At 59.0% G+C, this 14,612-nt stretch carries 14 protein-coding genes; 2 read left to right on the top strand and 12 right to left on the bottom strand.

All coding sequences use genetic code 11. From position 1 onward, the window contains the following. Positions 1-76 precede the first annotated feature (76 nt). The 11 genes from pcaC to pcaR form a co-directional block, all read right to left on the bottom strand. Complete coding sequence (pcaC, locus tag AC07UI_RS11910; RefSeq protein WP_150803589.1) at positions 77-469, bottom strand: 4-carboxymuconolactone decarboxylase; 393 nt, start codon at positions 467-469, stop codon at positions 77-79. Positions 470-479: 10 nt separating this feature from the next. Then, positions 480-1,280, bottom strand: coding sequence for a 3-oxoadipate enol-lactonase (gene pcaD, locus AC07UI_RS11905; protein WP_494992660.1), 801 nt, complete (start codon positions 1,278-1,280; stop codon positions 480-482). Between the two features lie 11 nt (positions 1,281-1,291). Next, on the bottom strand, positions 1,292-2,656 hold the full coding sequence (locus tag AC07UI_RS11900) for a 3-carboxy-cis,cis-muconate cycloisomerase (RefSeq protein WP_494992659.1): 1,365 nt from the start codon (positions 2,654-2,656) through the stop codon (positions 1,292-1,294). A gap of 48 nt (positions 2,657-2,704) precedes the next feature. Then, positions 2,705-4,000: an MFS family transporter gene (locus AC07UI_RS11895; RefSeq protein ID WP_494992658.1), complete on the bottom strand. Its 1,296-nt coding sequence runs from the start codon at positions 3,998-4,000 to the stop codon at positions 2,705-2,707. Between the two features lie 183 nt (positions 4,001-4,183). Beyond that, complete coding sequence (gene pcaG, locus AC07UI_RS11890; protein ID WP_494992657.1) at positions 4,184-4,750, bottom strand: protocatechuate 3,4-dioxygenase subunit alpha; 567 nt, start codon at positions 4,748-4,750, stop codon at positions 4,184-4,186. A gap of 1 nt (position 4,751) precedes the next feature. Continuing rightward, on the bottom strand, positions 4,752-5,456 hold the full coding sequence (gene pcaH, locus AC07UI_RS11885; RefSeq protein WP_494992656.1) for a protocatechuate 3,4-dioxygenase subunit beta: 705 nt from the start codon (positions 5,454-5,456) through the stop codon (positions 4,752-4,754). Positions 5,457-5,494: 38 nt separating this feature from the next. After that, complete coding sequence (gene pcaF / locus AC07UI_RS11880) at positions 5,495-6,700, bottom strand: 3-oxoadipyl-CoA thiolase (protein ID WP_494992777.1); 1,206 nt, start codon at positions 6,698-6,700, stop codon at positions 5,495-5,497. Then, positions 6,697-7,479 carry a CoA-transferase subunit beta gene (locus AC07UI_RS11875; RefSeq protein ID WP_494992776.1) on the bottom strand — a complete coding sequence of 261 codons (783 nt, stop codon included), beginning with the start codon at positions 7,477-7,479 and terminating at the stop codon, positions 6,697-6,699. Before AC07UI_RS11875 ends, pcaF begins: the two co-directional genes overlap by 4 nt. Next, a complete protein-coding gene (locus AC07UI_RS11870; RefSeq protein WP_494992655.1) occupies positions 7,476-8,333 on the bottom strand; it encodes a CoA transferase subunit A in 858 nt (285 codons plus the stop codon). The genes AC07UI_RS11875 and AC07UI_RS11870 overlap by 4 nt, the downstream gene beginning before the upstream one ends. A 219-nt stretch (positions 8,334-8,552) precedes the next feature. Next, on the bottom strand, positions 8,553-9,899 hold the full coding sequence (gene pcaK / locus AC07UI_RS11865) for a 4-hydroxybenzoate transporter PcaK (protein WP_494992654.1): 1,347 nt from the start codon (positions 9,897-9,899) through the stop codon (positions 8,553-8,555). Positions 9,900-10,206: 307 nt separating this feature from the next. Beyond that, a complete protein-coding gene (gene pcaR / locus AC07UI_RS11860) occupies positions 10,207-11,049 on the bottom strand; it encodes a pca regulon transcriptional regulator PcaR (RefSeq protein ID WP_494992653.1) in 843 nt (280 codons plus the stop codon). A 717-nt stretch (positions 11,050-11,766) separates the two neighbouring features. On the opposite strand from pcaR, the gene AC07UI_RS11855 reads away from it, so the two are divergent. Both AC07UI_RS11855 and AC07UI_RS11850 read left to right on the top strand, forming a co-directional pair. Beyond that, complete coding sequence (locus tag AC07UI_RS11855; RefSeq protein WP_494992652.1) at positions 11,767-11,967, top strand: hypothetical protein; 201 nt, start codon at positions 11,767-11,769, stop codon at positions 11,965-11,967. A gap of 377 nt (positions 11,968-12,344) precedes the next feature. Next, a complete protein-coding gene (locus tag AC07UI_RS11850) occupies positions 12,345-13,820 on the top strand; it encodes an inorganic phosphate transporter (protein ID WP_494992651.1) in 1,476 nt (491 codons plus the stop codon). Between the two features lie 562 nt (positions 13,821-14,382). Here AC07UI_RS11850 and ccoM read toward each other — a convergent pair. Continuing rightward, entirely contained in the window at positions 14,383-14,499 is a 117-nt protein-coding gene (ccoM, locus tag AC07UI_RS11845; RefSeq protein WP_494992650.1) for a cytochrome c oxidase subunit CcoM, read from the bottom strand. Positions 14,500-14,612: the final 113 nt, after the last annotated feature.

Raw genomic sequence — 14,612 nt, 5'->3', positions numbered from 1 at the left:
AGGCGTGTGTCGATGCCGATCATGTAGGAGCGAGGCTCGCCCGCGATAGCGATTTACCGCTCAATCAAATCCCGGGCTATTCCCGCGATTCAACCCCCAACTCATCCCACACCGATTCAGCCAGATGAAAAGTCGCGTTGGCGGCTGGAATGCCGCAATAGATCGCGCTCTGCATCAGCACTTCCTTGATCTCGGCGCGGGTCACGCCGTTGCTCGCGGCGGCGCGTAGATGCAGCTTGAGTTCTTCATTGCGATTCATACCGATCAGCATCGCGATGGTGATCAGACTGCGGGTATGCCGAGGCAGGCCCGGGCGGGTCCAGATATCACCCCAGGCATGGCGGGTGATCATTTCCTGAAACTCCGAGTTGAACTCTGTCAGCGCATTCAGGCTGCGGTCGACATGGGCATCGCCGAGGACCGCGCGACGCACTTGCAGGCCTTCGTCATAACGTTGTTTCTCGTCCACGAGCAGCTCCTCAGATACGCTTTTCGGCCAATAGAAAGGCTAATACCCGGTCACTGAACGCAGCGCCAGCCTGGACGTTGGACAGGTGCGCGGCATAGAACTCGGCGTATTCGGCAGCCTGCACCTGCTCTTGAATAAAGTGCCCGCCCGACGGCGGCGTGACCGCATCTTCAGTGCCGCAAATCACCAGCGTCGGTACCTTGATCGACGACAACTGCTCGCGGAAATCGGCATCCCGCACCGCCGCGCAGTTGGCTGCATAGCCTTGCGGTGAAGTGGCGGCGAGCATGTCGGTGATCTGTTTGGCCTGCTGCGCATTAGCCTCAGCGAAGTCGGGAGTGAACCAGCGGGCAATCGAGGCATCGCGCAAAGCAACCATCGCCGCCGGGCCGTCGCGCAGCACGGTTTCGATCCGTGGGTTCCACACCGAAGGATCACCGATTTTCGCTGCGGTGTTGCACACCACCAGTTTGCGCAGACGCTCACCGGCATTGATCCCCAGCCACTGGCCAATCAGCCCGCCCATGGACAAACCACAGAAATGCGCACGCTCGATATGCAACGCATCCAGCAGCGCCAACACATCATGGCCCAATAGTTCGATGCTGTAAGGCCCTGGCGTGACCAGCGAACGACCGTGGCCGCGGGTGTCGAAACGCAGCACCCGGAAATGCTCGGCAAAGGCCGGGATCTGGATGTCCCACATGTGCAGATCGGTGCCCAGCGAGTTGGACAGCACCAGCACCGGCGCATCTTCCGGGCCATCGAGTTGGTAGTTCAGTTCGCCATCGGCGAGTTGTACGAATCCCACAGCAGTCTCCTTCAGGCACTCAAAGCAAAATGTTCAGCCACCGCTCGCTCGACCCAGGTACGGGCCTGACCGAGGTAATGGGCAGGGTCCAGCAGACGATCAAGTTCATCGGCCGAGAGCTCAGCGGTTACTTGCGGCTCATCGCCGAGCACCGCGCGCAAATGACGCTGCTCGGCTACCGCCCGCTTGCAGCATTGTTCAAGCAGATGGTGAGCCTTATCGCGGCCCACACGCTGGGCGAGGACGATACTCACCGCTTCGGCCAGCACCAGGCCCTGAGTCAGGTCGAGGTTTTTCGCCATTCGCCTGGCATCGACCTCCAACCCTTCGGCCACCAGCAAGGCTTGCTGCAAGGCACCGGATACCAGGCAGCAAATTTCCGGCAGGGTTTCCCATTCGGCATGCCACAGCCCCAGGCTGCGCTCATGTTCCTGGGGCATTGCGCTGAACAGCGTCGCCAGTAAACCCGGCACGCGAGTCGCGGCACCGATCAGCACCGCAGCCCCCACCGGATTGCGTTTGTGCGGCATGGTCGATGAACCGCCCTTGCCCGGCGCCGCCGGTTCGAACACTTCGCCAGCCTCGGTCTGCATCAACAGACTGATATCGCGACCGAGCTTGCCCAAACTGCCAGCGATCAGCCCCAGCACCGCCCCGAACTCCACCAGACGATCGCGCTGGGTGTGCCAAGGTTGTTCCGGTAGCGTCAGCTGCAGCTCTTGCGCAAGCGCCTCGGCAATCGGCATGGCCTGCTCACCCAGGGCCGCGAGGGTCCCGGAAGCACCGCCGAATTGCAGCACCAGCAGGCGCGGCTTGAGTTCCTGCAATCGTTGCCGGCTACGGGTCACGGCCCCCAGCCAACCGGCGATTTTCATGCCCAGGGTCACCGGCGTCGCGTGTTGCAGCCAAGTGCGCCCAGCCAGCGGTGTGGCCACATAACGTTCGGCCTGGGCCACCAGGATTTCGCCGAGTAGCGCCAATTCGCGGTCAATCAGCTGCAAGCCGCTGCGCAGCTGCAACACTAAACCGGTGTCCATCACGTCCTGACTGGTGGCACCCAAATGCACATAACGCTCAGCATCGGCGTCATGGGCGGCGATCTGTTTCCCCAATGCCTTGACCAGCGGGATCGCCGAATTCCCCGCGGTGGCAATCGCCTCTCCCAGTGCGAAGAAGTCGTAATGTTCAGCGCGGCACGCCGCTTCAATCGGCGCGACAGCGGACTGAGGAATCAGTCCAACCCGCGCCTCGGCCCGGGCCAATGCTGCTTCGAAATCGAGCATGGCCTGAACCCGGCCTTGATCGCAGAACACTTCACGCATATCGCGGGCAGTGAAATAGGCATCGAACAATTGATTGCTCGGTCGTTCACTCATAGACAATCCCTTCGAGGCGCGCACCCGAAACGGGCACACGCGGACAGATCAAAGATCGTGATGCAAATAAGCCGCCTGTTTCGGCAGGCGCAAACTGAACAGGAAGGCCACCGCCATCATCAACGTGACATACCAGTAGAAGGTGTTTTCCATGCCCAGGGTTTTCAACCCCAGGGCAACGTATTCCGCCGAGCCACCGAAAATCGCGTTTGCCACTGCATACGCCAGCCCTACTCCCAACGCCCGAACCTGGGTCGGGAACATTTCGGCTTTAACCAATCCGCTGATGGAGGTGTAGAAACTCACAATCGACAACGCCAGGGTGATCAGCACAAAGGCCAGGAACGGGTTGGTGACAGTCTTCAGGGTCAACAGAATCGGCACGGTGAACAGCGTGCCCAGCGCGCCGAACCAGAGCATCGAGTTACGCCGGCCGATTTTATCGGCGAGCATGCCGAAAAACGGCTGCATGCACATATAAAGGAAGAGCGCGCCGGTCATGATGTAACTGGCCGTCTTGACTTGCATACCGGCGGTGTTGACCAGGTACTTCTGCATATAGGTCGTGAAGGTGTAGAAAATCAGCGAGCCACCGGCGGTGTAACCGAGCACTGTAATAAAAGCCGCTGTGTGATTGCGGAACAACGCGGCGATGCTGCCAGCGTCCTTGTCTTCGCGTATTTCCTTGCTGGTGGTCTCTTTCAACGAGCGACGCAGGAATAGAGAAATCAGCGCCGCAATCGCACCGATCACGAACGGAATCCGCCAGCCGTAGGCGCGCAGTTCGTCTTCGTTGAGGATCTGCTGCAGGATCACCAGCACCGAGACCGCCAACAGTTGTCCGCCGATCAAGGTCACATACTGAAATGACGCGAAGAAGCCGCGCTGTCCCTTGAGCGCGACTTCACTCATATAGGTCGCGGTGGTGCCGTATTCACCGCCCACCGACAACCCCTGAAACAATCGAGCCACCAGCAGCAACGCTGGCGCCCAGGCGCCGATCGAGTGGTAAGTCGGCAGAAAAGCGATGACCAATGAACCGGCACACATCATCAGCACCGAGATCATCAGGGAATTCTTGCGCCCGTGCTTGTCAGCCACTCGACCGAACAGCCAGCCGCCGATAGGACGCATCAGGAACCCGGCGGCAAACACGCCAGCGGTATTGAGCAACTGCACCGTGGGGTCGTCAGACGGGAAAAATGCCGGAGCGAAATAGATCGCGCAAAAAGCGTAGACATAGAAGTCGAACCATTCGACCAGGTTACCGGAAGAGGCACCGATGATCGCAAAGATCCTTTTGTTGCGTTCTTCGCCCGTGTAGTAGCTAGTCATTGTTGTCATGGTTTTTCACTCTTTGGGGACAGTGTGAGTCTAGACATACTTTGCAACAGCCCCATTCCGTATTGGCTGAGAGATCGTTCCCACGCTCGCGCGTGGGAATGCATTCCCGTGACGCTCTGCGTTACAAGAGCGGACGCAGAGCGTCCATGGCGGCATTCCCACGCAGAGCGTGGGAACGATCACTCAGTAATCGAAAAACACCGTCTCGGCATCCGTCCCCTGTAGGATCACGTTCCACTGATAAGTGCCTGACGCATCCGCCTTGGCCAGCAGCGTACGGCGACGCTCTGCCGGGACACATTCGAGCAGCGGGTCGGCTGCGTTGGCCGGTTCGCCGTCGAAGTAGATGCGCGTCAGCAAGTGTTTGACCAGCCCGCGAGCGAACACCAGCACCACCAGATGCGGCGCCTGGGTCGTGCCATTGAGGCCCGGTACCGTGCCTGGTTTGATGGTGGTGAAACGGAAGCGCCCTTCGGCATCCACCGGCACCCGGCCAAAACCTTCGAAATTCGGGTCCAGGGCTTTGTCCTGATCGTCTTCGACATGGTCGTACTTGCCGGCAGCGTTGGCCTGCCAGACTTCCAGCATCGCGTCATTGACGAAATCGCCATTGCCATCGATGACCTGCCCGGTGATCGCCACGCGCTCGCCCAATGTCTCGGGCGTCGTCATGTCCTCACGGTTCAGCCAGGTCAGACCGATGTGGTAGTACGGGCCGACGGTGTGTGAAGTGGTCGCATTGAGCGTCATCTTATTTCTCCATCGGCGTGGCTTCGCGGCCGCGCAAAACGATGTCCCAGCGATAACCGAGGGCATAGGAAGGGATGGTTTTTTCCAAGTCGAAGCTGGCGATCAAGCGCTCTTTGGCGCGGGTATCGGGTACGCAGTTGTAGATCGGGTCATAGGCCAGCAGCGGATCGCCGGGGAAATACATCTGGGTCACCAGGCGGGTGAGGATGCTCGGGCCGAACAGCGAAAAATGGATATGCGCCGGGCGCCACGCGTTGTGGTGGTTGCCCCAAGGGTAGGCGCCAGGCTTGATGGTCTGGAACTGGTACCAGCCATCCGCGTCGGTGACGGTGCGTCCGGTGCCGGTGAAGTTCGGGTCCAGCGGTGCATCGTGCAGATCGCGCTCATGGTTGTAGCGACCGGCGGCATTGGCCTGCCAGATTTCCAGCAAGATCCCTGGCACCGGCAGGCCATCTTCATCCAGTACGCGGCCGTGAATGATGATCCGCTCACCCAGTGGCTCGCCCTGGTGCTGGGCGGTGAGGTCGTTATCCTGGTCTTGCAGGTAATCAGCACCGATAGTCGGGCCGGTGATTTCCGACAACGAATGAGGCAAAAACACCAACGGTTTGGACGGCGAGCGACTGTTGGTGGATTTGTAAGCCGGGTGCAGATACTCCGGCTGGGTGCCCGCTTGGGGGCGACGGTAACCAGGCTTGTCAGTCATCGATCATTCCTCTTTTCTTGTAAGTCAGCAGCGACCTGTCAAACGCGCTCGATCGCCAAGGCCAGACCCTGACCCACGCCGACACACATGGTCGCCAGGCCTTTTTTGCCGCCGGTCTTTTCCAGATGATGCAAAGCCGTCAGCACCAATCGCGCACCGCTCATGCCCAACGGATGGCCCAAAGCGATAGCACCGCCGTTTGGGTTGACCTGCGCAGCGTCATCGGCCAGACCCAGTTCACGCAACACCGCCAAACCCTGGCTGGCGAAGGCTTCATTGAGCTCGATCACGTCAAAATCGCTGACGGCCAGACCCAGGCGCTCGGTCAATTTGCGCACCGCCGGCACCGGGCCGATGCCCATTACCCGTGGTGCGACACCGGCACTGGCCATGCCCAACACCCGGGCCCGAGCAGTCAGACCATGTTTCTTCACAGCTTCGGCCGAGGCCAGAATCAATGCCGCCGCACCGTCATTGACACCCGAAGCGTTGCCCGCTGTGACGGTTTTATCCGGACCGTTCACCGGTTTGAGTTTGCTCAGGGTTTCCAGCGAGGTGTCGGCACGTGGGTGCTCGTCCTGCTCGACCACAGTCTCGCCCTTCTTGTGGGCAATACGCACCGGGACGATTTCTTCAGCGAAGAATCCGGCGGCTTGTGCCGCCGCAGTACGTTGCTGACTGCGCAGGGCGAAGGCGTCCTGATCGGCGCGGGAAACCCGGTAATCATCGGCGACATTGTCGCCGGTCTGCGGCATCGCATCGACGCCGTATTGAGCCTTCATCAACGGGTTGATAAAGCGCCAGCCGATGGTGGTGTCCTCCAGTTTCATGTTGCGCGAGAAGGCCGCATCAGCCTTGCCCATGACGAACGGTGCGCGGGACATCGACTCGACGCCACCGGCAATCGCCAACTCCATCTCGCCACTGGCAATCGCCCGAAAGGCCGTACCGATGGCGTCCATGCCCGAAGCGCAGAGACGGTTGAGCGTCACGCCCGGAATACTCTCCGGCAAACCGGCCAACAGCAAGGCCATGCGTGCGACGTTGCGGTTGTCTTCGCCAGCCTGGTTGGCGCAGCCGAGAAACACTTCGTCCACCGCGCTCCAGTCTACCGAGGGGTTGCGTTCCATCAACGCCTTGATCGGCACGGCGGCCAGGTCGTCAGCGCGCACGGCCGACAGACCACCACCGAAACGGCCGATGGGGGTACGGATCGCGTCACAGATAAAGACTTCGCGCATCAGGCTTCTCCCGGTGCTTGGCCGTGGGCGGCTGCGGTACGCGCTTCAAGATCGCGCAAGGCGGTCAGCTCGACCTCGGTCGGTTCGGCGGTGTGTTCAACCTGATCGGCGAAGCGAATGGCCCAACCGGTAGCCGCGATCACCTGCTCACGGGTCACGCCAGGGTGCAGTGCGGTGACCACGAATTCGTGGCTGACAGCTTCCGGTTCCATGATGCACAGGTCGGTAATGATCCCCACCGGCCCGGCGCCCGGCAAGCCGAGGCGTTTGCGCGAATCGCCGCCTTCGCCATGGCCGACCGAGGTAATGAAGTCGAGTTTGTCGACAAACGAACGGGCCGATTGCTTGAGGATGATCAGCACGCTTTTCGCGGAACCGGCGATTTCTGGCGCACCGCCAGCACCGGGCAGGCGGACTTTTGGCTGGTGATAGTCGCCCACCACGGTGGTATTGATGTTGCCGAAGCGGTCAACCTGCGCGGCACCGAGAAAGCCAACGTCGATGCGCCCACCCTGCAACCAATAGCGAAAAATCTCACCGGTCGGCACGACGGTATCAGCGGTTTCCGCCAGCTCGCCATCACCGATGGACAGCGGCAGTACAGTGGGTTTAGCGCCAATCGGGCCAGACTCGTAGATCAGCACCACGTCCGGCGAGGAGGTCAACCGCGCCAGGTTGGCTGCTTTGGAAGGCAGACCGATGCCGACGAAGCACACAGAGCCGTTCTTCAAACGGCGGGCGGCGGCGACGGTCATCATTTCATTGGTGGTGTAAGCCATTATTTAGCCTCCGAAGCGCGGGCCAGTTTGGCCTGGAATTCGCTGAAGTCAGCGCTGCCATGGATGTATTCGTTGATCCAGGCGGTGAAGGTTTCACGGTCGCGGGCAATCGGGTCCCAGGCCTGGTAGAAACGGTTGTCACGCTCGCTGTAACCGTGGGCGTAGGACGGATGTGCGCCGCCTGGCACGTGGCACACAGCGCTCAGGGCCCAAGTCGGCAAGACACAGGCATTCATCGGTGCCTTCAGGTCGTCGACGATTTCTTCGACGGTGACGATGCAGCGTTTGGCCGCCAGTGCCGCTTCTTTCTGCACGCCGAGGATGCCCCAGAGCAGGACGTTGCCTTTACGGTCGGCTTTCTGGGCATGGATCACCGTGATGTCCGGGCGCACCGAAGGCACCGCCGCCAGCACTTCTCCGGTGAACGGGCAGGTCACGCTTTTAATCAGCGGGTTGACCTTCGGCAAGTCGGAACCGGCGTAGGCCCGCAATACCGCGAACGGCAGGCCGGAGGCGCCAGCAACGTAGGCATTGGCAAGGTCGGCGTGACTGTGTTCTTCGATTTCCAGCGCATGCGGCCACTGCTTCTCGACCGCGTCACGCAACCGATGCAGAGAACCGACGCCCGGGTTACCACCCCAGGAGAAAATCAGCTTGCGAGCACAACCGGCCCCAATCAACTGGTCGTAGATCAGGTCAGGCGTCATCCGCACCAGGGTCAGGTCTTTCTTGCCCTGGCGAATGATTTCATGACCTGCCGCCGTTGGAATCAGGTGAGTGAAGCCTTCGAGCGCGACGGTATCGCCGTCGTTGACGAATTGCTTCACCGCTTCGTGCAGCGAAAGGATTTCAGCCATGGGGGTGGACTCCCGAATTCAGTAAACCGACGTGGAAGAAAAGGCGCGATGAGCAGCGCCGGAGTGACTGAAGATTAAGCCTCTAAAAAACGCCAAACAATCCGATAATCGACTAAGCGTTCGATAATCGAACATATTGTTGCCTAGCTATCGGTTACGCGTTTGATCAGATTGATCGTTCCCACGCTCTGCGTGGGAACGATCTGAAAAACCCTGCAGTCAGGTCGCATCTGCATGACTGACCATGCCCTTGATCACCACCGCCGTCGTCGCCAGCGCTGCCGGAATCACCAGTGCGGTCAGCACTTGTTCGAAGTTCCAGCCCAGGCCCAACAGCGTCGCGCCCATCCAGGCACCGAGAATTGCGCCAAAACGACCGATACCGAGCATCCACGACACACCGGTCGCCCGACCCTGGGTCGGATAGAAGCGCGCTGCCAGCGACGGCATCGCCGATTGGGCACCGTTGACGCACATGCCGGCAACTAGCACCAGGGTCGCCAACAGTGCGATGTTGCCCAGGCTCTGCCCAACAGCGTAGGCAAAGACCCCGGCCAACAAGTAGAAAATGCCGATGACTTTGTGCGGGTTGAAGCGGTCCATCGCCCAGCCCACGACAACCGCGCTGAGCACTCCGCCGAACTGGAACAACGCACCGATGAACGCGGCCTGCTCCATACTCGCGCCGCTGTCACGCATCAGCGTCGGTAGCCAACTGGTCAACAGATAGACAATGACCAGCCCCATGAAATAGGTCAGCCATAAGAGCAAGGTTCCAGTGCTGTAGGTACCGGAAAAAATCACCGCGAACACATTGCGGGCTTTCACGGTTTTCTGTTCTGGCACGCTGAAGCTGGCGGCCTGAGCGACGGTGGCCGGATCGATTGGCGCCAGCGCGTTGCGGACTTTGTCGGTGCCGCGATTACGCACCACCAGATAACGCGCTGACTCCGGCAGCCAGAGCAACAGGACCACGGTCAGAATTAACGGCAAAATCCCGCCGAGCATCAGCAGGCTGTGCCAGCCGAACGCCGGAATCAGTTTCGCCGAAATGAAACCGCCACCGGCCATGCCCAGGTTGAACCCGCAAAACATGCTGGTGACCAACAGCGACTTGTGCCGCTCGGGGGTGTATTCGGACAGTAGCGTGGTGGCATTCGGCATGCCCGCGCCCAATCCCAACCCGGTCAAAAAGCGCAGTATCAACAGTTGGTCAACATTGCTGCTGTAGGCCGATGCGAGACTGAACACGCCGAACAACAGCACCGCCCCCACCAGAACGACTTTGCGACCAAAGCGGTCGGCCAGCGGGCCGGAGCCCAGAGCGCCGAAGACCATGCCGATCAGTGCAGCGCTCATCACCGGGCCGAGGCTGGCGCGATCGATCCCCCAATCCTGCGACAGCGCTGGCGCAATGAAGCCCATGGCCGCGGTGTCCAGGCCATCGAGAAAGACAATCAGAAAACACAGGATCACCACCCGCCACTGGTAGCGAGACAGCGGTTGGGTATTGATAAAGGACTGCACATCAAGGCAGTTCCCTACAGCAGACTGAGGCTGATTCATTATTTTTATTCCACACAGGATGCGCAGGCGAACAGATGCCGACAACGGTCAGCGATTTCACAAATGGAGCAATACCGGAGTCAGGCGACCCGGGCTCGAAGGCAGAACCGGTGCAGGCAACGGCAGGCGGAGAAAGTGCTCATGGCGGGGGTGGCCTCTTCATTATTATTGGGTCGTCGTCCGGCTGATGGCAGATGACCAACAACGCCGGATGACGCTGCCGCGACATTAATGAAGCAAGGGAAACAGCGTCAATTCGCCAAACCCGTATCTGTTCGGTAAACGCACAGATACGGACCTGTAGAACCTAGGCAAACAACTGCGCGCTCAGATCGCGACTGGCGCTCAGCAGGCCAGGCAGAAAACGCTGTTCAAGCTCATTGCGGCTCACGCGTCCGGCGTGGGTGCTGACGTTCAACGCGGCAAGTACTTGCCCGGAAGCGTCGTACACCGGTACGGCGATGGAACGCAGGCCCTGCTCGAGCTCCTGATCGACGATGCACCAGCCTTGCTGACGGACCTGTTGCAGGCATTCGAACAGCGCTTCGGGGGTGTGCAAGGTGCGACTGGTCTTGGCTTGCAACTCGGCATGATCGAGATAGTCGTGAAGCGAAGCGTCGTCCAGCGCTGCCAGCAGGATCCGTCCCATGGAGGTACAGTAGGCCGGCAGACGTCCGCCCACCGACAGATCAACGGAGATGAGTCGTTGAGTCGTCGCCGAGCGGGCGATATACAAAATATCATCGCCCTCCAGCGTGGCCATGTTGCAGGCCTCATGAAGCTGCTCGCTCATGCGGTCCAGATAAGGCTGGGCCGAAACCGCCAGCGGCGTCGAGGACAGGTAGGCGTGGCCCAGGGTCAGCACCTTGGGCAACAGCGAATAGGTGCGCCCATCGGTGGTCGCATAACCGAGCTTGATCAAGGTATGCAGACAACGGCGCACCGCCGCCCGGGGAATTTCCGTGCGATGGCTGATCTGGGCAATGGTCAGATGGCGTTTGCGCTCCTGGAAGGCCTGCACCACAGCCAGACCACGCGCCAGTGAGGTCATGAAATCCGGGTCGCCGGTAAATGCCTGGATCCGCTTGGCCGGTGAGGCAACGATTGGCGGGGCCACTGAAGCGAAAGAATTGCGCAATTGATCGTTCATTTCAGGTCCTTTTCACCTGGATCGGCTTCTATTACAGGCTGCTGCGCAGTGCATATACAAGCTACGGGCAGTCAACGTTGGGCGATTATCGAACCATCAATCGATAATCGCAATTGCACCCTATCGCCGAAGCGACGGATTTCTTCTCAGGCACAGTCATGCCGGGAACCGCTGATTTACAGGAGCTCACACTTTCTGGATGAGCCGGCATCCCCCCTGGAAGCCAGCTTCTTGCCCCCCTTACAACTTGTGCGTTTTGTTGTCGTCAGAAAACAGAAAGCAACACTGCGCCAGCAAAGAGTCCACTTGCCGATAAAACTTCCCAGTAACAAAACCATCATACAAAGTTGACGGTTTTTAACTTCTTGGCGATAGTGTTATTCAGATCGACCGTTATAATGCATCCTGTGTGGCGCGCGGTTTCTCTACGCCATCGGATTCAATCATCAGGCTACGCACGGTCCCATGGCGTATCCTGTAGCAACCGCCTGGCGGCTCATTCAAATATCAGCCGCGGCGCTTGCAAAAAAAAAAAAGAAAACTGTTTCACGGCAGCTGTTCTTCTCTGGTGCCGTGGCCGCATGCAACAAGGACGCTGTTTAGCGGATCGCTGCCAAAGCCGAGACCTTTATTGGCCGGATCTGTGACAGGATTTGATAAACATCAACGTTGTATTGCGTATCACCAGAATTTATCTCAACTCGATTAGGTAACAATGTGACGAAAGACGAACTGCGCGCGGAACTTGAGCGCCAGGAACAACGTTACAAGGATGTTTACGGCGGGGAGGTCACCACCTACGCCGCCCAGCCTGAACCAGAACGCAAGCCATGGCGTAAACGCGCCAGCATTCTCGACCAGGCGTTTACTCAAGAACTGCAGAAAATGGAAAAGGAACTCAAAGCCGAAGAGCGATGACCGCTCAGGCTTGAATCCTTCAGGGCTGGTCACGTCCCTGCCAGATAAAAGCTGGCCGGATCGTCGCCCCTATACTGCTCGCTACAAGCAAGCGGTTGCCACCTCAGCCCAACCGGATGAGGCAAATGGCTCATGGCTAGCCCTCCAGCTGAAATTTCATATAACTTTTTCGGCTTCTCACTGAATCAAGAAAACCTCCAGCCATTCGATCATCGCCAACAAAATCAATGGCTTGCCTAGCCCTGCAAAAACCACGGTTTTAGGGTCCTCCTACACACTAATTCGTTGAAGAATGTTACCGATGAGCAGCTAGTGCATTGATTACCAGTGTTTTCTGGCATAATCGCGCCCCCTTACGACCGGGTCAGAAAACCTTCATGATCGATTTATTCAGCGGACTGGATGCTTGGGTGCTTGTGAGCCTCTTGCTCGCCCTGGCCTTTGTCCTCGCCTTCGAGTTCATCAACGGCTTTCATGACACCGCTAACGCGGTGGCCACTGTCATCTACACCAAAGCCATGCCGCCCCATCTGGCAGTATTCTTTTCCGGTGTGTTCAACTTCTTCGGTGTATTGCTGGGCGGGGTCGGCGTGGCCTATGCAATCGTCCACTTACTGCCGGTGGAGCTGTTGATCAATGTGAACACCGGCCACGGGCTGGCGATGGTGTTCTCGTTGCTCGCCGCCGCCATTACCTGGAACCTGGGCACCTGGTACTTCGGTATCCCGGCCTCCAGCTCGCATACCCTGATCGGTTCGATCCTCGGTGTGGGCGTGGCAAACGCACTGCTCAACGATATCCCGCTGGCGGATGGCGTGAACTGGCAGAAAGCGATTGATATCGGCTCATCGCTGGTGTTTTCGCCCGTAGCCGGCTTCATCGTGGCCGGCCTGGTGCTGGTAGGTCTGAAATGGTGGCGTCCGCTGTCAAAGATGCACAAGACCCCGGACCAACGCCGCCAGATCGATGACAAGAAGCATCCGCCGTTCTGGAACCGTCTGGTACTGGTCGTTTCCGCGATGGCTGTAAGTTTTGTGCACGGCTCCAACGATGGTCAAAAAGGCATAGGCCTGATCATGTTGGTGCTGATCGGCATCGTTCCGAGCCAGTTCGTTCTCGATCTGGGCAGCACCACTTACCAGATCGAACGCACCCGTGACGCGACTTTGCACCTGAGCCAGTTCTATCAGCGCAACAGCGATTCTCTGGGGGAATTCCTGGCGCTGGGCAAAAGCGTTAAAGACGACTTGCCGGGGGAATTCCGCTGCAACCCGCAACAGACCGAACCGACCATTTCCGCCCTCCTGAGCACTCTCAAAGGTGTCGCTGACTATCACTCGCTGCCGGCCGAAAGCCGCATCGAAGTACGCCGCTACCTGCTTTGCCTGGACGATACGGCGAAGAAAGTCGGCAAGTTGCCGAGCCTCGATGCCCGTGAAAAAGCCGACCTGGACAAACTGCGTAAAGACCTGACCGCCACCACCGAGTACGCACCTTTCTGGGTGATTCTCGCGGTTGCACTGGCCTTGGGCCTGGGCACCATGATCGGCTGGAAACGTGTGGTGCTGACCATTGGTGAGAAGATCGGCAAGCAAGGCATGACCTATGCCCAGGGCATGTCGGCGCAAATCACCACTGCCTGCGCCATCGGCATGGCCAACATCTTCGCCTTGCCAGTGTCGACTACCCATGTGCTGTCCTCAGGGGTTGCCGGGACCATGGTCGCCAACAAGAGCGGTCTGCAAAGCGGAATGGTGAAGACCATCCTGCTGGCCTGGGTCCTGACCCTGCCTGCGACGGTGGCCCTGTCGGCCGGTTTGTTCTGGCTGGCCTCGAAAGTCCTCGGCAGCTGATTTTCAACCTGCTGCAAAAAAGGTGCGATCCGTTTGGGTCGCACCTTTTTTTATGCCGATGGGAATGTGTTCAGCCCTGAAAAATCGCAGCCTGCGGCAGCTCCTACAGGGGAGCGCGTGCATTTGAGATCAGGCCGGCCGGCAGGCCGCCTCGCTTTTGATCTTGATGCACCGCCCCCTCGAGAGGCCGAGAGGAGGTTCTGCGCAGTGGGCAACCCGGCATGGATGCCGGGTTAGCCGCCCCCGGCCATGGATGGCCGATGGCGGCGGACCCACGGAGCAGGACCGGAGCGAGGGCACCCTGAGCCTAGGCGAAGGGCCGAACGAAAAGGGCAAAAGCCCTTGGTTACTTGGGGCTTTTCCAAGTGACCCGCCGTAAGGGCGGAACCTAAAGTGGCCGTTACCGCAGAAACGGATATGTACACCAGCAAGAGATTGGTCGGCTGTCAGGCCGCCATCGCGAGCAAGCTCGGCTCCCACATTTGATCGGTGTATCGCGCACAAAAAAAAAGGGCGACCGAAGTCGCCCAAAATGCCTTGCGTGCTCGTGTACCGGAAAGACTTAAGGTTTTTTGCGCTTATGTGCGTCTTTCCAGATGAAAAATCCAAAACCGGCAAAAAACAGAACCATGAGGCCGACTGTCGACACTCCGGCGATCACTACATTGTCGAAAAACATGACTGGCCTCCTGCACTTGCCCTGTTGCGATGGGGCTAAGTTAACCAATCGGGCGCAGGAGAAAATTGACCGGGATCAATAGCGCCCGAAACAGGGCGTAAAGGAGGGAAATA

It is taken from the genome of Pseudomonas sp. GW821-FHT04C07 (assembly GCF_059420325.1).
This window is presented reverse-complemented; position numbering and strand designations above follow the sequence as displayed.